General features: G+C 68.5%; 20 protein-coding genes. 12 read left to right on the top strand and 8 right to left on the bottom strand.

Going from position 1 to position 16,227, the window contains the following annotated elements:
- Positions 1–376: 376 nt before the first annotated feature.
- Entirely contained in the window at positions 377–940 is a 564-nt protein-coding gene (locus EDD41_RS02860; protein WP_170165214.1) for a TetR/AcrR family transcriptional regulator, read from the bottom strand.
- A 109-nt stretch (positions 941–1,049) separates the two neighbouring features.
- Between EDD41_RS02860 and EDD41_RS02855 the strand changes: the two genes are divergently transcribed.
- Both EDD41_RS02855 and EDD41_RS02850 read left to right on the top strand, forming a co-directional pair.
- The gene (locus EDD41_RS02855; RefSeq protein WP_094763711.1) at positions 1,050–1,571 is read left to right on the top strand and encodes an HXXEE domain-containing protein; all 522 of its coding nucleotides are present in this window, start codon (positions 1,050–1,052) and stop codon (positions 1,569–1,571) included.
- Positions 1,568–2,017, top strand: a complete 450-nt coding sequence (locus EDD41_RS02850; protein WP_123574888.1) for an HXXEE domain-containing protein — start codon at positions 1,568–1,570, stop codon at positions 2,015–2,017. The genes EDD41_RS02855 and EDD41_RS02850 overlap by 4 nt, the downstream gene beginning before the upstream one ends.
- 97 nt (positions 2,018–2,114) lie before the next feature.
- On the opposite strand, the gene EDD41_RS02845 is transcribed toward EDD41_RS02850, so the two are convergent.
- Both EDD41_RS02845 and EDD41_RS02840 read right to left on the bottom strand, forming a co-directional pair.
- A complete protein-coding gene (locus EDD41_RS02845; protein WP_170165213.1) occupies positions 2,115–2,444 on the bottom strand; it encodes a TfoX/Sxy family protein in 330 nt (109 codons plus the stop codon).
- 8 nt (positions 2,445–2,452) lie between these two features.
- A complete protein-coding gene (locus tag EDD41_RS02840) occupies positions 2,453–3,067 on the bottom strand; it encodes a maleylpyruvate isomerase family mycothiol-dependent enzyme (RefSeq protein WP_123574886.1) in 615 nt (204 codons plus the stop codon).
- A gap of 235 nt (positions 3,068–3,302) precedes the next feature.
- Between EDD41_RS02840 and EDD41_RS02835 the strand changes: the two genes are divergently transcribed.
- The 8 genes from EDD41_RS02835 to EDD41_RS17725 are packed head-to-tail and all read left to right on the top strand — an operon-like array spanning position 3,303 to position 12,199.
- Positions 3,303–4,112, top strand: a complete 810-nt coding sequence (locus tag EDD41_RS02835; protein ID WP_148060455.1) for a hypothetical protein — start codon at positions 3,303–3,305, stop codon at positions 4,110–4,112.
- The gene (locus EDD41_RS02830) at positions 4,109–4,978 is read left to right on the top strand and encodes a serine/threonine-protein kinase (RefSeq protein WP_123574884.1); all 870 of its coding nucleotides are present in this window, start codon (positions 4,109–4,111) and stop codon (positions 4,976–4,978) included. Before EDD41_RS02835 ends, EDD41_RS02830 begins: the two co-directional genes overlap by 4 nt.
- Positions 4,978–5,301: a hypothetical protein gene (locus EDD41_RS02825; RefSeq protein ID WP_211336695.1), complete on the top strand. Its 324-nt coding sequence runs from the start codon at positions 4,978–4,980 to the stop codon at positions 5,299–5,301. The genes EDD41_RS02830 and EDD41_RS02825 overlap by 1 nt, the downstream gene beginning before the upstream one ends.
- A gap of 1 nt (position 5,302) precedes the next feature.
- The gene (locus EDD41_RS02820) at positions 5,303–6,094 is read left to right on the top strand and encodes a hypothetical protein (protein ID WP_123574883.1); all 792 of its coding nucleotides are present in this window, start codon (positions 5,303–5,305) and stop codon (positions 6,092–6,094) included.
- Positions 6,095–6,100: 6 nt separating this feature from the next.
- Positions 6,101–7,666 carry a TrbL/VirB6 family protein gene (locus tag EDD41_RS16525; RefSeq protein WP_148060454.1) on the top strand — a complete coding sequence of 522 codons (1,566 nt, stop codon included), beginning with the start codon at positions 6,101–6,103 and terminating at the stop codon, positions 7,664–7,666.
- Positions 7,663–9,165 (top strand): SCO6880 family protein, encoded by a 1,503-nt coding sequence (locus tag EDD41_RS02805; protein WP_123574880.1) that lies wholly within the window; start codon positions 7,663–7,665, stop codon positions 9,163–9,165. The genes EDD41_RS16525 and EDD41_RS02805 overlap by 4 nt, the downstream gene beginning before the upstream one ends.
- Positions 9,165–10,670, top strand: coding sequence for an ATP-binding protein (locus tag EDD41_RS02800; RefSeq protein ID WP_123574879.1), 1,506 nt, complete (start codon positions 9,165–9,167; stop codon positions 10,668–10,670). The genes EDD41_RS02805 and EDD41_RS02800 overlap by 1 nt, the downstream gene beginning before the upstream one ends.
- A gap of 2 nt (positions 10,671–10,672) precedes the next feature.
- Entirely contained in the window at positions 10,673–12,199 is a 1,527-nt protein-coding gene (locus EDD41_RS17725) for a peptidoglycan DD-metalloendopeptidase family protein (protein WP_123574878.1), read from the top strand.
- A 169-nt stretch (positions 12,200–12,368) separates the two neighbouring features.
- On the opposite strand, the gene EDD41_RS02790 is transcribed toward EDD41_RS17725, so the two are convergent.
- The 3 genes from EDD41_RS02790 to EDD41_RS02780 are packed head-to-tail and all read right to left on the bottom strand — an operon-like array spanning position 12,369 to position 13,386.
- Positions 12,369–12,611 carry an NIPSNAP family protein gene (locus EDD41_RS02790; RefSeq protein ID WP_123574877.1) on the bottom strand — a complete coding sequence of 81 codons (243 nt, stop codon included), beginning with the start codon at positions 12,609–12,611 and terminating at the stop codon, positions 12,369–12,371.
- Between the two features lie 33 nt (positions 12,612–12,644).
- Complete coding sequence (locus EDD41_RS02785; RefSeq protein WP_123574876.1) at positions 12,645–12,890, bottom strand: DUF2568 domain-containing protein; 246 nt, start codon at positions 12,888–12,890, stop codon at positions 12,645–12,647.
- Positions 12,877–13,386, bottom strand: coding sequence for an SRPBCC family protein (locus EDD41_RS02780; RefSeq protein WP_170165212.1), 510 nt, complete (start codon positions 13,384–13,386; stop codon positions 12,877–12,879). Before EDD41_RS02780 ends, EDD41_RS02785 begins: the two co-directional genes overlap by 14 nt.
- A 55-nt stretch (positions 13,387–13,441) precedes the next feature.
- Between EDD41_RS02780 and EDD41_RS02775 the strand changes: the two genes are divergently transcribed.
- On the top strand, positions 13,442–13,987 hold the full coding sequence (locus EDD41_RS02775; protein WP_123574874.1) for a TetR/AcrR family transcriptional regulator: 546 nt from the start codon (positions 13,442–13,444) through the stop codon (positions 13,985–13,987).
- Positions 13,988–14,092: 105 nt separating this feature from the next.
- Here EDD41_RS02775 and EDD41_RS02770 read toward each other — a convergent pair whose 3' ends face one another.
- Positions 14,093–14,794 (bottom strand): helix-turn-helix transcriptional regulator, encoded by a 702-nt coding sequence (locus EDD41_RS02770; RefSeq protein WP_123574873.1) that lies wholly within the window; start codon positions 14,792–14,794, stop codon positions 14,093–14,095.
- Positions 14,795–14,867: 73 nt separating this feature from the next.
- Here EDD41_RS02770 and EDD41_RS02765 point away from each other — a divergent pair, with 73 nt between their 5' ends.
- Positions 14,868–15,608 (top strand): alpha/beta fold hydrolase, encoded by a 741-nt coding sequence (locus tag EDD41_RS02765; RefSeq protein WP_123574872.1) that lies wholly within the window; start codon positions 14,868–14,870, stop codon positions 15,606–15,608.
- Here the strand turns inward: EDD41_RS02765 and EDD41_RS02760 are convergent.
- On the bottom strand, positions 15,533–16,216 hold the full coding sequence (locus EDD41_RS02760) for a GNAT family N-acetyltransferase (protein WP_123574871.1): 684 nt from the start codon (positions 16,214–16,216) through the stop codon (positions 15,533–15,535). The genes EDD41_RS02765 and EDD41_RS02760 overlap by 76 nt on opposite strands.
- Positions 16,217–16,227: the final 11 nt, after the last annotated feature.

Genomic DNA, 16,227 nt, shown 5'->3' with positions numbered 1-16,227 from the left:
GTCTTCCACGTCCCACTACCTGGTTGACGTGGTCACTATGGCCTGAGCCCGTCGACTTGGGATCGCGGCGTCAAGGACCTCGAGGCAGTGGGGCTCCTGACTACTGAAACGAAGGTCGTCAAGGACCGGATGAGTCCAGAGAGACCCGGCGTCCACTTTCAGCTTCACTCGCAGGCCTTGGACCTTGCTCCCGAAGTTGCACGGACGAAGCTAGTCAAGTGAACGCCCAAGGCGCTCAGGGCTTGTCTCATTCTGCTGTCCCGGGGCAGTCGCATTGTGGCGATCCGCCGGCTGGCCGAGTCTCACTTGGGTTGCGCCGGACATGTTTGGCGCCTCGCACAATGAGACTGGAGGCACCAGAGTGAGACTTGATGGGTCACTGCTCGCGCTCCCTGCTTGGCTGGGGACGCACCCCGTCGAGAAGCAGGGAAACGAGGTCCTTCGCGTCCGCTTCAGTTGGCGTTTCGTGGAGGATCGCAAGGCGGTAGATCGCGGCTCCGATCATCGCATCCACCGCCAATGGAGCATCAGCGTCAGCGCGAAAGACCCCCCGAGCCTGGCCTCGTTGAAGGCAGTCGATCAGGGCGCCGCGCAGTGGGTCGATCAGGCGAGCGCGATACTCACGACGCAGCTGTGCATCGCCATGTCGATGGACCGTAAGGGCCAGGGGCGGAAGGGACGGTCCGGCGGTCCGCAGCGACCGGAGCCCCGCAAGAGCGATTCGCTGCAGGTCCTCTTCTGGATCATCGGTGATCGTGACCTCACGCTCGCCGACGAGGTCGGCCATGGCGGCCACCACGAGGTGGGTCAGGCTGGGCCAACGGCGGTAGATGGTGGTCTTGGCGACGCCGCTTCGTCGGGCGATGTCGTCGATGCGCAGATCCGACAGGCTCGACGCCGCCAGGAGTTCCCGGGTTGCGGGCAGCACGCGCTGCTCCACGGATGCATCGAGCGGGCGTCCACGAGAAGTCACGGGAACCACCATGTCATGCCAGCCTGAATGGCGCTACCATGGGTAGCGAAACGGCCGGTATCGAAATGGAGTGACCATGAACGGTGCACTGGAGGGTCGTGACCGATGGCTCGTCCCGTTGTCGTTGTGGGGCTCGTTCCTGGCCAATGACGGCGAGGAATGGCTCACCATGGCCGCGACGGCGCCGCAGACGATCGAGCGGCTCGGACTTTCGCGGCGCACACCTGCCGCGCTGCACCGTCCAAGCCAGCGTCATGTCGATGTTGGCATCGCGACCATGGGCCTGCTGTGCGCGGCGGCAGCCATCGACGGTGTGCGGACTCGCGGCCAGGGGTGGCTCTACCAGGATGTTCAGCTGGTTTTCGGGGTGCATGGCTGGGGGCACCTCGCGGCAGCGGCGGCCTCGGGTGGCTATGTCACGGGAGTGGCGACCTCGCCCACCGTCGTCCTGCCGCAGTGGTGGTGGGCACGTCGTCGCCTTCGCCGGGCAGGGGTGGCAGACAACGCACGGCCAGTTCGTGCCGTCGCCCTGTGCGGTGGCTGGCTGCTGGCGGCGCATGGCCTCAGCTTGGCCGCGACTCGAAGGGAACAGAGATGAACAACCGGGACAAGGCGTGGGCATGGACCGCTGGCCTGATCGCCATCCATCAGGCCGAGGAGGTGCTCGTCTCGGTGGACGACTGGTTCCGACGGGTTGGCACCACGGGCAGCCCTTGGTTGGACCGGCACATCGATGGCAACTGGATGGCCGACCACAAGGCGTCGAAACGTCTCGCCGCCCAGGCCGCCCAGACGACGGCCCTGATGATGGCATGGCGCCTGTCCCGCGACAGCGATCTGGCAACGAGGACCCTCACGAGCATCCTGGTGGCGGGCTGGTCGGCGGCCTTCGGGATGCACATCGCCGCGTCGATCCACACCAGGACGGTGATGCCCGGAACGTCCACCTCGGTGATACCCGGCTGGCTGGGATCGGCCATCGTCATGCGGCAGGTGCGCACCCTCACAAACTCGGCTGACAGACCAGCACCATCTCCGGACTGAGCTCGAAGTCCACGGCACTGCTCGACGCGATCGGTAGAGGATGGGATCGTTCTTCCTTCTGAGACGGAGCATATGGGGGGCTTGAGCCAGCCGATCGTTACTGCTTGGCGTGGCGCAAAGCCGCCTGGATCCAGACCTGGAGGTCCTCGTCGGTTTTGATTGCCTCTGCGTCGACTGCGATCCACCCGACGCCCATGATGCGGTCCTTGCCCATCTCGCCGCGTTTCGCGCCGGGCTTGCTGAGGAGTTGGGGATCTTCGTCGGGCGCGACTCGCACGAGGAGTGCTTCGCCTCCGGCCGAGGCGGTGCAGAGCATTCGGTCGTCGAGCATGAAGGCCAATCCGCCGAACATCTTCACCTCTCGGAGATTGGGCAGGTCGTTCAGCAGGTCGCGGATCCGGCGTGCGAGGTTCTCATCGTGGGCCATGGTTCTCCTCAGGCTGAGCGGTGAGGCACGGCGCCGGCGAGCTGCTCCCATCCGGCATCGCGTCCGGCCAGGGCCAACAGGATCGCCCGTGCCGAGCCGGTGACCAGCGGTCCATGGCCGTGGCTCCAGTCCAGGTCATCTGCCTGCAGCCGCACCCCGACCAGTTGTCGGCTGGCAACACGTGACTTGGGCAAGGGTTCGGCCAGATAATCCAGGGCCACGACGAGGTGTTCGTCGGCTACCTGGTGGCCGAGGCCGAGTGGGGTGGTGATGTCGAGGCCGTGGACGATGACGTCCGTCAAGGGTGCCTCGGGCCCCTGGCCAGGCGGGGTGAAGCGGTGGTCGGCCTTGTCGCGCAAGGTCTGGACGATCTCAGCGAAGGGACGCCGTGCCTGCTTGCGGGCGAGTGCGTTGTTGGCGGCGTCGAAGTTGCCGCGGTGGCGCAGCATCGCTGCCATGAAGCCGAGCATGCCGACCTCCATCGGCATGACCAGGTGCGCGGCGACCTGTTTGACGGTCCACTCGTTGCACAGGCTCTGGGCTTCTTGCTGGTCAGGTGTGAGGTGTTCGAGCAGGTCGGCGAGGGAACGTCGCTCGCTGGCGATGGCCGAGAACAGGTCCATGCCTCAAGTCAAACACGTCGTGGGCCACGTTGGCCGGTGGTAGCTCTGATCGCTCGCTGGAGTGCTGAACCCACGGACTATCGGGGGAACGCTGGTGCGGCTAGGCGTTTCTCCGACCGATGGTGTCGTGTTTCCCCTGCGTTCCCCCATCGGGCTGGGCTGTGGAGGAACGAAAGTGAGGACGTTGTTGTGTCCATCTGTGTCCATGACAGGCACCCACGACAGGGAGATGGACATGGACACGTTGCGCGAGGCGCTGGGCACTGAGTTTCTGCTGCAGGCGGCTGATGGGCTGGCCCCGGGTTGGGGGATCAGTCATCCGGATCTGGGCTTGCTGAGGTCGGTCGACGATTTCCGGCGGGCGTCGCGGACGGGCGATGTGATGGCCCGTGATGATGTGCTGATCGCGCTGGCGGGGTTGGCTCATGTGGAGGGCGAGAACTGTCCGGAGGCGGCGGCGGTGTTGTGCGAGCTGTTGATTCCGGGGACGTTGGCGAAGCTTCGTCGGCATCGTCCGGGGTCGTTGCCGATGTCGGCGTTGTGTGATGGGGCGGCGCAGCATCTGTGGATGGGGGCGCGGACCTTTGAGTGGCGGTCGCGCCGCAAGGTGGCGGCCTCGATCCAGTGGCAGGTGCGTCGGGCGACGTTCGCGGATCTGGGGATCCAGGCGAAGGACCGTGGCGATCGGACGTGGGCGAACACGCAGCCGATGGACGACCAGGTGCTGGAGGGCTTGATGGTCGACGACGCCAGCGCTGAGCCGTGGGTGGAGCCGGCCGAGGAGCTGTCGGCGGTGTTGCAGCAGGCGGCGCGGGCTGGGGCGGTGACGCCGGATGATGCGGCGCTGTTGCGGCTGGTGGTGTCGGTGGGCCATGAGGTGCCGACCCGGCGGGTGGGCGTGCACGGTTTGATGTCGCGGCAGGCGTCGGCGGTGGTGGCGCAGCAGCTGGGGATCTCGCCGAGTTCGGCGCGGCGTCGGGTGGGGCGGGTGCTGGGCCGGTTGCAGGACGCGAACCGGCAGGGTCTGTTCCTGGACGTGGCGTGAGCACCGACCAGCTGGTGGCGGGTTGGGTCGACGTGACCACACCATCAGCCTCCATGTCCGGGATGGCGCCGAGCGTGGCGGAGCTGCGGCGCGCCTGGGATGCCGTCAGCCAGGGCCGCTATGCCAACCCCGAACCCATCCAGCCGCAGCCAGCCACTTCGGCCATGGCTGTGTCGGCGCTGGATGGCGAGGAGCCCTCGGTGTCGGCGTGGCGACCGGCTGAGGCGCTGGTTGTGGTGGTGGGTGCGCATGCGCAGGCGGGCGCGTCGACGGTGGCCTTGGCGGTGGCGCAGGCCGATCCGTGCGCGAGGCTGCTCGAGATCAGCCTGCCGGCCGGCTCGGGGTTGGCCGGTGCCGGGTCGGCGGAGTTGGGGGAGTTGTCGTCGTGGGTGCGCTCGCAGCGCGACGGGGTGGTGATCGAACGTCCGGCCACCGTCGAGGCGGGTGATCCGTTGCCGCTGGATCGGGTGGTGCGGCGCACGGTGTTGGATGCCGGCGTCCATCCGTGTGCGTCGGGGCCCGGGTGGGTTGCGGCGACGGTTGCCGCCGCGGAGGTGGTTGTGGTGGTGGCGGCCGGGACGGTGCCGGGCATCCGCCGCCTCGAGGTGGCGGTCGACGAGCTGGGCCCGGATCGTTGCGTCGCGGTCGTGCGGGCGGTGTCGGGTGGTCGGTTGCCGCGTCAGGTGCGCGCAGCGATGGGGCCGGTTCTGCAGCGGCTGGTCGACGAGCACCGGTGGGCGGTGATGCCGTGCGATGGCCGGTTGTTGGTGACCGGATTGTCTCCGGCGCCGTTGTCGAAGTCTGTGGTTTCGGCCGCGCACACCGTGCTCGGCCTGCTGAGCGAATGCGAGAAGGGGACGAAGTGATGCTCGACGTGGGATTGGTGCTTTTGGAGATCTGCCCGCTGGCGCCGCCTGGGGCGCAGAAGTATGCCGACCAGCTCACCGGCTATGTGCTGTGGGCGGTGTTGGCGATGTTCGTGGTCGGGGTCGTGGTCTCGATCGGCGCGATCGTCGCGGGGCGGATCTTCTCGATGCCGCACGCCAGCAAGGCCGGTGTGGTGGGCGTGGCGGTGGTCTTCCTGGCCGCGATCGCATACCTGGTGCTGCCGTCGCTGATTTCGAGCATCACCGGCAGCGGCTGCATCGCCGACGCACCCGGCGCGCCAGCGGCCAGCCAGGAGCCGTGACGTGACCGGCGACCAGCCCCAGGCGTGGAGCCGCCGCCGGTTGTGGGCGCTGTTGGCCGGGCTGTGCGTGGTCGGGGTGGCGCTGCTGGTCGGCTTGGGTTTCGCGATCCGCACGGCTGTCGTCCACGCCACCGGGACCAACACCCCGGCCGTAGCGACCCGCCCGATTGATGGGCGGGTGGATCGGGATGCGCTGTTGGCCGAGCCGATGCTGCAGGTGGCGCCGGCGGATGCGTTGGGTGGTGCTCCGGCGGTGGAGCCTGCGCCGGCGTTGACGGTGCCGAACTCGACCCGGACGGGTCCGGCGCGGGTGGTGACGGGTTTCCCGCGCACGCCCGCCGGTGCGGTGGGGCAGTTGGCGGCGATCGAGCAGACGGTGCTGTCCGAGATGGACGTGGCCCGCGCGGGCGAGGTGCATCGGGCATGGGTCGTCCCGGGTGCTGTGCCGGTCGACCAGTGGCCGTTGGTGCGGCACGTCCAGTCCTTCCTGGGCTCGGCGGGCATGACGGGACGCCTGGAGGCTGGGGCGCGGGTGACGGTGGATCCGGTTGCTGCTCAGGTCAAGGGCACCGATGGGCCGGACGGGGTGGTCGCGTGTGTGTTGGTGGACGTGCGGGCGCTGGTGCGGGTCGAGTCACGCATGGCCTACGGCTACTGCGAGGCGATGGCGTGGCGCGAGGGCCGATGGATGGTGACCTCGCCTCGTCCGGCGGCCGTGGCCCCGTCGACCTGGCCCGGCACCGAGTTGGCGGCGCGGGCCGGGTGGCGCACCTGGCACGTCGCGGGGGAGTAGCCGGCGATGCTGTGGGATCCGTTCGGGGCGTTGGCTGATCGTGCGTCGAAGGTGGTGGTCGACGGGTGGACGGCGATGATGCTGAGCCTGTGGCAGGCCGGGCTGTGGCTGTTGCGGGTGGTGTTGAAGTTCGAGGCCGCGCTGCTCACCCCGGACGTGACGGAGCAGGGGCCGGCGCAGTTGGCCTACCGCTCCACATTCTGGATGGCCGGGGCGTTGGCGGTGCTGATGGGGTTGGTGCAGCTGTTCGTCGTGCTGGCCCGACGCGACGGCAAGTCGTTGGGGCGGCTGGTGGTCGGGACGGGCCAGTTCTGCATGGTGTGGGTGGCTTGGTTGAGCTATGGCGCGCTGGTGGTCTCGGCCTGTGGCGGATTGAACCAGGCGTTGATGAAGAGCTTGTTGTCGATCGATGCGTGGGATGCGTGGCAGCCGCTCAAGCCGTTGTCGGGTCAGGACGTCAGTGACGCCGTGCTGGCGACCGTGCTGGGGCTGATGGGGTTGTTCTTGTGGATCGCGGCGATCGCGCACTTCGTGATCCTGCTGGCCCGGGCCGGTGGGTTGTTGGTGCTGGCCGCGACCGCGCCGATCTCGGCGGCGGGCTTGTTGTCCGAGGTGGGCAGGCCGTGGTTCTGGAAGTCGCTGCGCTGGTTCCACGCCGCCGCGCTGGCGCCGGTGTTGATGACCTTGACGATGGGCCTGGGGGTGCAGATGTCCAACGGCGTCGCACTGGGGTTGGCGACGGGGCCGGAGTCGGCGATCGGGACGGCGGTGCCGGGGGTGTTCATGATCCTGGTCTCGGCGGTGGCGCCGGTGGCGTTGTTCAAGTTGTTGGCCTTCGTCGACCCGGGCACCAACTCCGGTGCCGCGGTGCGCGCAGGCCTGGCCGGGGTGGGCGGCATCTCCGGCCTGCTCGGCGGTCTCGGTTCTGGTCTGGGCGGCAAGGCGTCCGGGACGAGTGCCTCCGAGACCGATGAGCACGGACGCTCCGCCGGCGAGCAGGCCTCCCAGGCCGCGACGGCGGCTCGGTTCCAGAACGCCACACCCTCAACCAGCCCTGCACCGGCCGGCGGGCCGTCGGCGACTGCCGTCGGCGGCGGCACCGCTGCTGCGGGTGGTTCTGCAGCCTCGAGTGGTGCGGCGGGGGTGTTGGGTGTGGCGGCGGCGATTGGTGCGGCCGCGGCGACGGGTCTGCGGACGATGGCGCACCTGGGTGGGGCGGGTTCGGCGTTGTTCAGCGATGCCACCAACCAGCTCGGGGTGGGTCACAACACCTACCAGCCGGACTTCACCCGCACCCCCGGACAGGGCAGTGGTGGTGCGCCGCAGGGTTTGGCGGAGGCGGACTCCGATGCCGCCAACGGCAACGGCGGCACCCTGCCGACCCCGTCCAGCCCGTCACTGACGCCTGATGAGCCGGTCGTCCAGCCGCTGCCACCCCAGCAGCCCATGCGACCACCGGCACACCACCCGGGGTCAGAGCGGCGCCCCGCCCCACCACGCCCCGGCACCGCTCCGACACCGAGCCAACAAGACCCTAAGCCGGGCGCGACGGATGAAGGAGGCAGGTCGTGACGATCTACAGCGACTACACGCGGGACCGGATTGGGTGGTTCTTCGGGTTGCGAGCCTGGCAGTTGGCGGCGGTATCGGTGTCGACGCTGCCGATCTTCTGGGCCATCCAGCGCCAAGCGTGGCTGTCGATGCTGCTGTTTGCCTTGGTGTGGGCGGTGGTGGTGCTGGTGACGGCGGTGCAGGTGAAGGGCCGTCCGATGCTGGGCTGGTTGTGGGCGTTGGCGTGCTTCACCGTGGACGCCGCCACGGGGGCGCGTCGGTTCACCGCCCGCGCCGCCCAGGGCAAGGCCACCAACCCGGAACAGGTCGATCTGCCGGGGGTGTTGTCGGGGGTGGAGATCCACGACGGCCCACCGACCGGGGCGGCGGCACGGCGGGTGGCGTTAGTGCAGAACCACGCGGCCCGCACCTGGGCGGTGACCTGTGCGGTGACCCATCCCGGGATCGGGATGAGCGACGTCGACGAACGAGCCCGGCAGGCCGCTGGGCTGTCGAGCCTGATCGATGCGACGGCGCGGGCTGAGTTGGCCGACGAGCTGATCGTGCAGGTCCGCACTGTGCCCGACGACGGGGCGGAACGATCGATCTGGGTGGAGCAGCACCGACGCCCCACCAGGCAGGGACTGTCGCGTCAGGTGAATGATGACCTGCATCGCTCGTTGTCCAGGGCGAGCGTGCGCACCGAGGCGTTCGTCACCGTCGTCGTGCCCGAAACCCGGCTGGCCCGGGTGGCACGGCATTCCGGTGGTGGGTTGGCGGGGCGGGCGCGGGTGCTGGGCAGTGTGATGGCCGAGGTCGAGGCGGCGCTGCGGGGCGGGTTGGGCATGACGCAGGTGTCGTGGCTGACCTCGCCGGAATTGGCGCTGGCCTGTCGCAGTGGCTTCGCGCCGGGCGACCGGGCCGGGATCGTCCAGGCCCTGGCCGAGCACCAGCACAACCCAAGGGTGGAGGCGGGTGTGCCGTGGGCGATGGCCGGCCCGTCGGGGGCCGAGGCGACGGTGCGGCACTACTCCCACGATGCGTGGAACTCGATCAGCGCGACGGTGATGCTGCCCGTCAACGGGGCGGCGTTGGGGGCGTTGGCGCCGGTTCTCACCCCGGACGAGGCGGAGGAGCGGCGTTCGTACATGGTGTGTTTCCCGATCCTGACCCAGCAGCGTGCCGAACGGCACAGCGACTCGGCTGAGTTCGCCGCCGACATGGGCGGTGAGCTGCGCCGCCGGGCGGGGGTGAAGGCCAAGGCCCGTCACCGCAACGATGCCGCCAAGGCGCACGGCGTGGACGAGAAGCTGGCCCGCGGCGCCGCGCTGATGCGCCCGTATGCCGTGTGCACCGTCACCGCGCCCAAGACCGTCGCGATCGCCGACTACGGACGACGACTCGACGCGTCTATCCGCCGCGCGGGGTTCGCGCCACTGCGGCTTGACCTGGCCCAGGACGCCGGCTTCCTCGCCTCGACCATCCCGCTCGGTCTCGGCCTGACCAGGACGGTGAACTGATGACCGCCCGTACCGGACGCGACGTCGCCCACCTGTTGGCCGACTTCGGCCACGACCTGCCCGCCCCACCCCCGGCACCAGTGCGTGGCAGGGAAGGCAGGTTGTTCCACCACGCCCCCGCACGCGGCGCCTTTCGGCCGGGACGCGGCCGGACACCGTCCGGGGCGCCGGTGGCGGCGTGGCGGATGACCTCCGACCAGGCCGGGGTGTGGTGGCCGTTCATCGCCACCCCCGGCCTGCCACCCACCGGCGCGCAGATGGGCATCGACCAACTCTCCGGCGGCTCCTTCTACGCCGACCCACTGGGCTGGGTCCTCGACGACCAGATCCCCGTCACCAACCCCAACGTGATGGTCTTCGGCAAACCCGGACGCGGCAAGTCCGGCACCACCAAGGCCTTCCTGCTGCGCATGATGGACTTCGGCTACCGAGCCCTCATCCTGGGCGACCCCAAGGACGAGTACGAAGCCTTGTGCCACGCCCTGGGCGTCGAACCCTTCGCCATCGGCCGCGGCCTGGCCACCCGCATCAACCCCCTCGACCTCGGGCCCCTCGCCGCCGGCTGGGAACGGCTCGACCGGGCGGAGGCGCAGCGCCGTTCCGCGCTGGTATTCAGCCGCTGGCTCACCCTCGTGCGCGGGCTGGTCGGGTCACAGAAGGTGGGGGAGCAGCGCGTCCCCTTTGGCCCCTCGGACGAGGTCGTCGTCAAGACAGTCCTGGCGCACCTGTCCGGCTACCGCGACGCCGCCACCCGGCTGACCGAACCCACCATCCCGCAGCTGTGGCGAGCCCTCGACGAACCTACCGACGAGCTGGTCGCCGCGTGCCGCTACCGAGACCGGCGCCACTTCCTCGACGAAACCCGCCTGCTGCGCGACGCCCTCGGGCAGCTTGTCTCCGGCGCCCTGGCCGGACTGTTCGACGACCACACCATCATCAACGTCGACTGGCGCGCCCCCATCCAGTCCCTGTCCCTGTCCCGCCTCGAACCCTTCGGCGACGAAGCCGTCGGCATCGCCCTGACCTGCCTCAACTCCTGGGGACGCGCCATGCGCGAAGTCGCCGACCCCGGAGACCTGCGCATCGTCGTGCGCGACGAAGCCTGGAAACAACTACGCCTGGGCCCCGACGCGGTCAAGAGCTTCGACGCCGACCTGCGCTTCTCCCGCCGCGACGGCGACATCCAATGGGCCGTCATGCACAAACCCTCCGACCTGCTCTCAGCCGGAGACCACGGATCCCAGGCCACCACCATCGCCAAGGACCTCCTGCACCTGGCCGACATCAAGATCCTCCACGGCCAGGACCGCGCCGTCGCCACCGAACTCGAGCACCTCCTCGGCCTGGGCCCCATCGCCCAGGACGTCATCACCACCTGGGCGATGCAAGGCAAGGGCCGAGCCCTCTGGCAGGTCGCCGACCAGCTCTACAAGGTCCAGACCTACCTCCACCCTCTCGAGGAACGCCTTACCTTCACCAACGACGCCATCGCTACGGCAGGCTGACCATGACCAAACTCCTCGCCACCCTCGCTGCCCTCATCACAGCGCTGCTGGCCGTGCCGATCGCCTGCGCCGCACTCGTCACCAGCGGCAGCGCCGCGGCAGAACCCGAGATGGTCACGGACCCGGGGTGTCTGCAGGCTGCGCCGGCGGCGGGGCAGTGGCGCGCCCCTCTGGCTACCGGCTACGCGATCACCTCCCGGTTCGGGATGCGACTGCACCCTGTCCGGCGGGTGTGGAAGCTGCACAACGGCGTTGACCTCGTCGCCCCACCCGCCACCCCCGTCGTCGCCGCAGCCGGCGGCACCGTCACCACAGCCAGCTCACACCCGGCGTGGGGCAACCACGTACTCATCCACCACACAGGCGGCATCACCACCCTGTATGCCCACCTCGCCACCATCAAGGGCGGCATCAAGCCCGGCAGCCGCGTGGCCGCCGGGCAGGTGCTGGGGGTGCAGGGCTCCACCGGCTACTCGACCGGCGCGCACCTGCACTTCACCGTCACCGTCAACGGCACCGACGTCGACCCCCAACCCTTCATGACCAGCCACGGCGCCCCACTCGACGGCCACCCCACCGCCACAACACCCGCCCGTCCCACGGAAGGGACCGTCGAGGGCGGTGTCGGGTTCGACCTACCCCAACCGGCCGTGCGGCAGGACTCCCTGCACAACCCGGCCCTGCCGATCCCCGCCGAGGTGGAGAAGCTCTACAAGGACGCAGCCACCAAGTACGGCCTGCCGTGGACGCTGCTGGCCGGTATAGGTATGGAGGAGACCGCCCACGGTCGCAACACCTCCACGAGCTCCGCCGGGGCACAAGGGTTGATGCAGTTCATGCCCGCCACCTTCGCCCACTACGGCGTCGACGCAAACCACGACGGACGAACCGTCATCACCGACCCGGCCGACAGCATCCACTCCGCTGCCAACTACCTCGTCGCCTCCGGCGCCCTCAAAGGCCCCGACGGGATCCGCCGCGCCCTGTTCGCCTACAACCACGCCGACTGGTACATCGGCGACGTCCTGCACTACGCCCACACCTACGGCGGCGGCACAGTCACCGGCACCACCACCAACTGCGAACCCGGCGTCGAAGCACCCGTCGGACCCGGCGCGGAGCCACTACCCGCCGGTGAGTCTGACCTTGTACTGGCTTGGGCGAAGACGAAACTCGGCGGCCCCTACATCATGGGCGCGGCAGGGCCCACCGCCTATGACTGCTCCAGCTACGTCCAAGCCGCTTACCGCACCGTCGGTATCACAATGCCCCGCACCGCCGGCGACCAACGCGACTGGCTCGCCGCCGGCCACGGCCAACGCATCCCTGCTGGCCAAGAGAAGCCCGGCGACCTCATCTTCATCAACAGCTACCTCGGCCCCACCCGCATCGGCCACGTCGCCCTCGTCTGGAACCCCAAGACGAAACAGACCATCGAAGCCGCCAGCAGCAACCGCGGCATCATCATCGGCGACTACAAGAGCTGGACCAGCAAGCAAATCTTCGAGATCTGGCGGGTCAACGGTTGAGGCCGGCATGAGGCCATGGACGCGTCGTCAGGATTCGGTCAGAGACCATGAGGACGGGTTCGCCGTGGGTTCCCTTCCGGTGCTGGGCCTTCGTGTCGACCCAGCGGGAGTCGTGCAGGAAGGCGGCCCAGCTGCTACGTAGGTGGGTGACGTCGTCCCACTCGAGTTCTTAGCCGAACTCGAAGAGTCCACTGCGCCCGGGGTCACGGCGGTGCAGCTGCAGGAACTCCAAAGCCTTTGCCAGGCGCACGGGCAGGGTTGCAGACGTGGGGTCGACCTGACCGATCCATGTGGTGACGATGCGGAAGCCATGCCTCTCCATGAGGGGGCGAGCAGCGGAGTCCCATCGATCGAAGAAGGCCTCCCGCTTGCTGTGCGGAATGGTGTAGATGCGAAGTTGCCGAATAGTCATGGTGCAAGCCTTCGATCACTGGTGGTGGATGGTTCAGCTGTCCACAGTCAGCCGGCCCAAGCACGCAGCCCCGATGCCGAACCAGGTCAGGCGGAGTGCCAAGTCGATGGGCGCCGGAAGATGGATGGGTGCCCGGGGCGAATGGAGGGCGCCCCACCAGACGGCCATGGCGAGGACCGCGGCGATGCCCGCCGCCGGGTGGTGTCGCCAGCCCGTCACCACGACGGCGGTGTACACGCCCATTTCGGCGGCGAAGTAGGCGACGTCACGCGCTATCACGTGCCCTCCGTTCGGCCTCGACTGCGATCGCTTCGACGAACAGGCGTAGCTGGTGGTTGAGGCTGCTGGTCGACATGAGGTGGGAGACGCCGAAGCCGGCCATGCTTTCCGTGCTCGTCAGTCGGCAGCGCCCTGCTGGCAGTTCGGTGATCGTGTTGCAGTGGGCTGCCACGATCCACAGGGCCTTGCCGGTCCAACACACCTGGGTCGGGTACTCGAGGCGCTGCAGGGTCGACCTGAGGGGGAAGCCCTGGTTGCGCCACGAGAACGTGTCCCCCGGCCGTGGGCCTGCTCCGGAAGTGAGATGGGTGCGCATTCGGGTCACTCCGGGGATGATGGCAGGCCAGGCGTCCAGGTCGGTCAGGACGGCGAAGGTGGTTTCGGCGGAGGCGTCGACGTCGATCGAGGCGGTGCCCTGTAGGGCGGCCAGGCTGTCGATGCGGCCTGCGCGGGCGGCGTCGATGGCTCGTGCAGCTGCGGAGCGGTTGGCACTCATGCCTGCAAGGTAACGCATCTGATTGTCGCGTTAAGGTGACGGCGTGGATGAGGCGATGACAGTGGGCCTGCAACGTCCCGGGGGTCGTACGTCGCGGACTCGGGCGGCTGTGCTGAGCGCGACCCGTGAACTGCTCGTGGAACAGGGCCCGGGTGGTATGCGGATGGAGCTGATTGCTCGCCGTTCGGGTGTGCACCGCTCCTCGATCTACCGTCGGTGGGGGAGTCCGGCAGGTGTGGTGGCTGATCTGGCGCGGGAGATTGGCAGCAACCTCGAACCCGTCGAGACTGGCACGCTGTCCGGCGATCTGGCCGCAATGGCGCGACGGTTGGCCGATCAGCTGGCCGGGGATGGCGCGGCGCTGGTGTTGGCGCTGTCGGCATGGCGGGACCCCGAGGTTCATCAGGTCCTGGGTCAGTTCTGGGCCGACCGTCGTGAGGAGATTGGCGCGATCGTGTCGCGTCATGGCAGTCCAGCAGACCCTGGGGTGGTTCTGCGAGTTCTGGTCGGCCCCTTGCACTACCAGGCGCTCTTGGAGAAGCAGCCCATCACGAACGACACCGTCCGGGCCGCAGCCCACGCTGCCTCCACCCTCGTCTGATTGGGGCAAGATCCAGGCGCGCTTCGCCCGCTGGTCTCAGCGAGGTGAACGACAGGCCGCCAAACGTTCTTGATCGAGTGGCTCAAGGCAGGAAGGCGTCGTTATTTACATAGAAGTGGACTGATCGACGCTGCGGGCGGTTGGAGGTGGTGCTCCGACCTCGTTGAGAGTGTGGCCGGAGCAGGTCTCGGTCGTGACCGTCGCCTTCTGGATGCGCGTGACCATGAACCAGCGCACGGCGTCGCGCAGCCGGCACCAGCCGATCAGGTACCAAGTGCCGCCGGTTGAGGCAAACAGTATGGGTTCCACGTCGCGTTTCGTGATATCGCCGGACGCTGCGCGGTAGTGGATGCGCAGCACGCGCTGGTCGGCGAGTGCCTGCTCCAAGGCAGACCGGATGGGCCGTGAGGGTGTGTCTGTGGGGTTCACCCACACCCGTCCCGCAAGGGTCTCAAATCGCTGACGGGTGACGGGATCCAGCACGTCGATGATCTTGCGGACGCCTGCAGTGGCGAGGTCGGCATAGGGAGCGTCCGGTGCAGCGGCCACCGCTGCCATGAGAGCGGTAGCCTCCGCCGGAGGGAGCGTGATGGGTGGCAGGTTTGCACCCGGCACCACGCCATAGCCACCGCCCGGGCCGGGGCGGGACCACAGAGGGAGGCCGGCGTTCTCCAACGCGTCGAGGTCGCGCTTGACCGTGCGTACCGACACTCCGAACTGTTCGGCCAGTCCCTCGGCGCTGCAACCGCGTTGGCCGCTCCGGCGCAACGCCTCGGACAGGGCGTGCAGGCGCTCGGCGCGCTTCACGCCGTCACTCGGGCTACATTCATGACAGAAATGGTGACATACGGTTGTCCGGGTGGTCCCGGAGGATGGGCGCATGACCTCAACGACACATACCACCACACAGCCCACACTCGTCCTTGTCCCTGGTTACTGGCTCGGTGCCTGGGCCTGGGAAGACGTGGCGAAGGAACTCGCCGGACGCGGGTTCCGCTGCCTTCCTTTGACCCTCCCCGGCCTCGACCCCGCCGATCCGCAGCGCGCAACCCGTACGCTCGCCGACCAGGCCGACGCCATCCAGACCGTCATCGAGGGGACGCACGGCGAGATCGTCATCGTCGCCCACAGCGGAGCCAACGGACCCGTCAGCCTCGCCCTGGATCGCATTCCCGCTGCAGTCCAACGCGTGATCTGGGTGGACTCCGGCCCGGTACCCGACGGGGGAGCATTTGCACCTGAGCTTCCCGAACAAGTCACTGAGCTCCCGTTGCCGGACTTCGAATCCCTCGCGCAGCAAGCCAGCCTCGAAGGGCTTGGTCCGGACCAGCTCGACCGCTTCCGGGCTCTTGCCGTCGCAGAGCCGGGATCCGTGGCGCGAGCCGCCGTGCACCTGATCAACGATGCGCGGCTGCGTGTCCCGACGACCCTGGTCTGCTGCTCTTTGTCCAGCGCACAGGCGAAGGACCTGGCTGCGGCCGGGCATCCAACGTTCGCCGAGGTGACAAGGCTGGCTGACGTTTCCTTTGTGGACCTGCCCACCGGTCACTGGCCGATGTGGAGCCGTTCCGAAGAGCTCGCCGCGGTGATTGAGCAGGAGGCTTCACGAACCCATTCGTAATGCCAACCCGTGTGGGTATGTGAGTTTGGCGCCATCGGCTTTGGCGGGTTGGCAGCCGGTGTCTGTCGGCGGGAGCGAATGCGGCTGTACATGTACATGTCCTTGCGCTCGCCGCCGACGAGCTGCCAAGACCGCAGCAGGCCCTCGCGCTGGAAGCCGCACTTCTCGGCGGCGTGCCAGGATCCTTCGTTCCAGGGCTCGACGTACAACTCGAGGCGCTGAACCTCGTCAAGGCTGAGGGCCCAGTCCGACAACGTGCGCAGGGCGTCGCTAACGTAGCCGCGGCGCCGGTGTTGCGGTGCGACCCAGTAGCCGGTGCTTGCCCGGCCGTGCTTGATGGCGGCAAGCCACAGGCCGATCTGTCCGACCATCTCGTCGGTCTCGGCGTTGGCGATGGCGAAGGAGTACCCGGCTCCGCTGGCCAGTCGCTCATGCTGTCGGTCGATGTAGGCGAGCGCGTCCTCGAGGCTCCCAGTGGTTGGGACGGTCGTGATGAGCGGGATCAGCGGATCATCCGCGACGGACTGCACCAGCGGCGCGTCGGATTCCCGGAAGGGTCTGAGCGTGACGCGTCGACCTGTGAGGGTGGGGATGGTCTGGGGCAGCATCTGCCCAGTCG

The organism is Luteococcus japonicus (assembly GCF_003752415.1).
Classification (GTDB): domain Bacteria; phylum Actinomycetota; class Actinomycetes; order Propionibacteriales; family Propionibacteriaceae; genus Luteococcus; species Luteococcus japonicus.
This window is presented reverse-complemented; position numbering and strand designations above follow the sequence as displayed.

What these genes read in the sequence shown, in the direction of transcription:
- EDD41_RS02855 (WP_094763711.1), top strand. Translation starts at nt 1,050, where the DNA reads ATGAACGGTGCACTGGAGGGTCGTGACCGATGGCTCGTCCCGTTGTCG.
- EDD41_RS02850 (WP_123574888.1), top strand. Translation starts at nt 1,568, where the DNA reads ATGAACAACCGGGACAAGGCGTGGGCATGGACCGCTGGCCTGATCGCC.
- EDD41_RS02845 (WP_170165213.1), bottom strand. Translation starts at nt 2,444, where the DNA reads ATGGCCCACGATGAGAACCTCGCACGCCGGATCCGCGACCTGCTGAAC.
- EDD41_RS02840 (WP_123574886.1), bottom strand. Translation starts at nt 3,067, where the DNA reads ATGGACCTGTTCTCGGCCATCGCCAGCGAGCGACGTTCCCTCGCCGAC.
- EDD41_RS02835 (WP_148060455.1), top strand. Translation starts at nt 3,303, where the DNA reads ATGGACACGTTGCGCGAGGCGCTGGGCACTGAGTTTCTGCTGCAGGCG.
- EDD41_RS02825 (WP_211336695.1), top strand. Translation starts at nt 4,978, where the DNA reads ATGCTCGACGTGGGATTGGTGCTTTTGGAGATCTGCCCGCTGGCGCCG.
- EDD41_RS16525 (WP_148060454.1), top strand. Translation starts at nt 6,101, where the DNA reads ATGCTGTGGGATCCGTTCGGGGCGTTGGCTGATCGTGCGTCGAAGGTG.
- EDD41_RS02800 (WP_123574879.1), top strand. Translation starts at nt 9,165, where the DNA reads ATGACCGCCCGTACCGGACGCGACGTCGCCCACCTGTTGGCCGACTTC.
- EDD41_RS17725 (WP_123574878.1), top strand. Translation starts at nt 10,673, where the DNA reads ATGACCAAACTCCTCGCCACCCTCGCTGCCCTCATCACAGCGCTGCTG.
- EDD41_RS02790 (WP_123574877.1), bottom strand. Translation starts at nt 12,611, where the DNA reads ATGACTATTCGGCAACTTCGCATCTACACCATTCCGCACAGCAAGCGG.
- EDD41_RS02780 (WP_170165212.1), bottom strand. Translation starts at nt 13,386, where the DNA reads ATGAGTGCCAACCGCTCCGCAGCTGCACGAGCCATCGACGCCGCCCGC.
- EDD41_RS02775 (WP_123574874.1), top strand. Translation starts at nt 13,442, where the DNA reads ATGACAGTGGGCCTGCAACGTCCCGGGGGTCGTACGTCGCGGACTCGG.
- EDD41_RS02765 (WP_123574872.1), top strand. Translation starts at nt 14,868, where the DNA reads ATGACCTCAACGACACATACCACCACACAGCCCACACTCGTCCTTGTC.
- EDD41_RS02760 (WP_123574871.1), bottom strand. Translation starts at nt 16,216, where the DNA reads ATGCTGCCCCAGACCATCCCCACCCTCACAGGTCGACGCGTCACGCTC.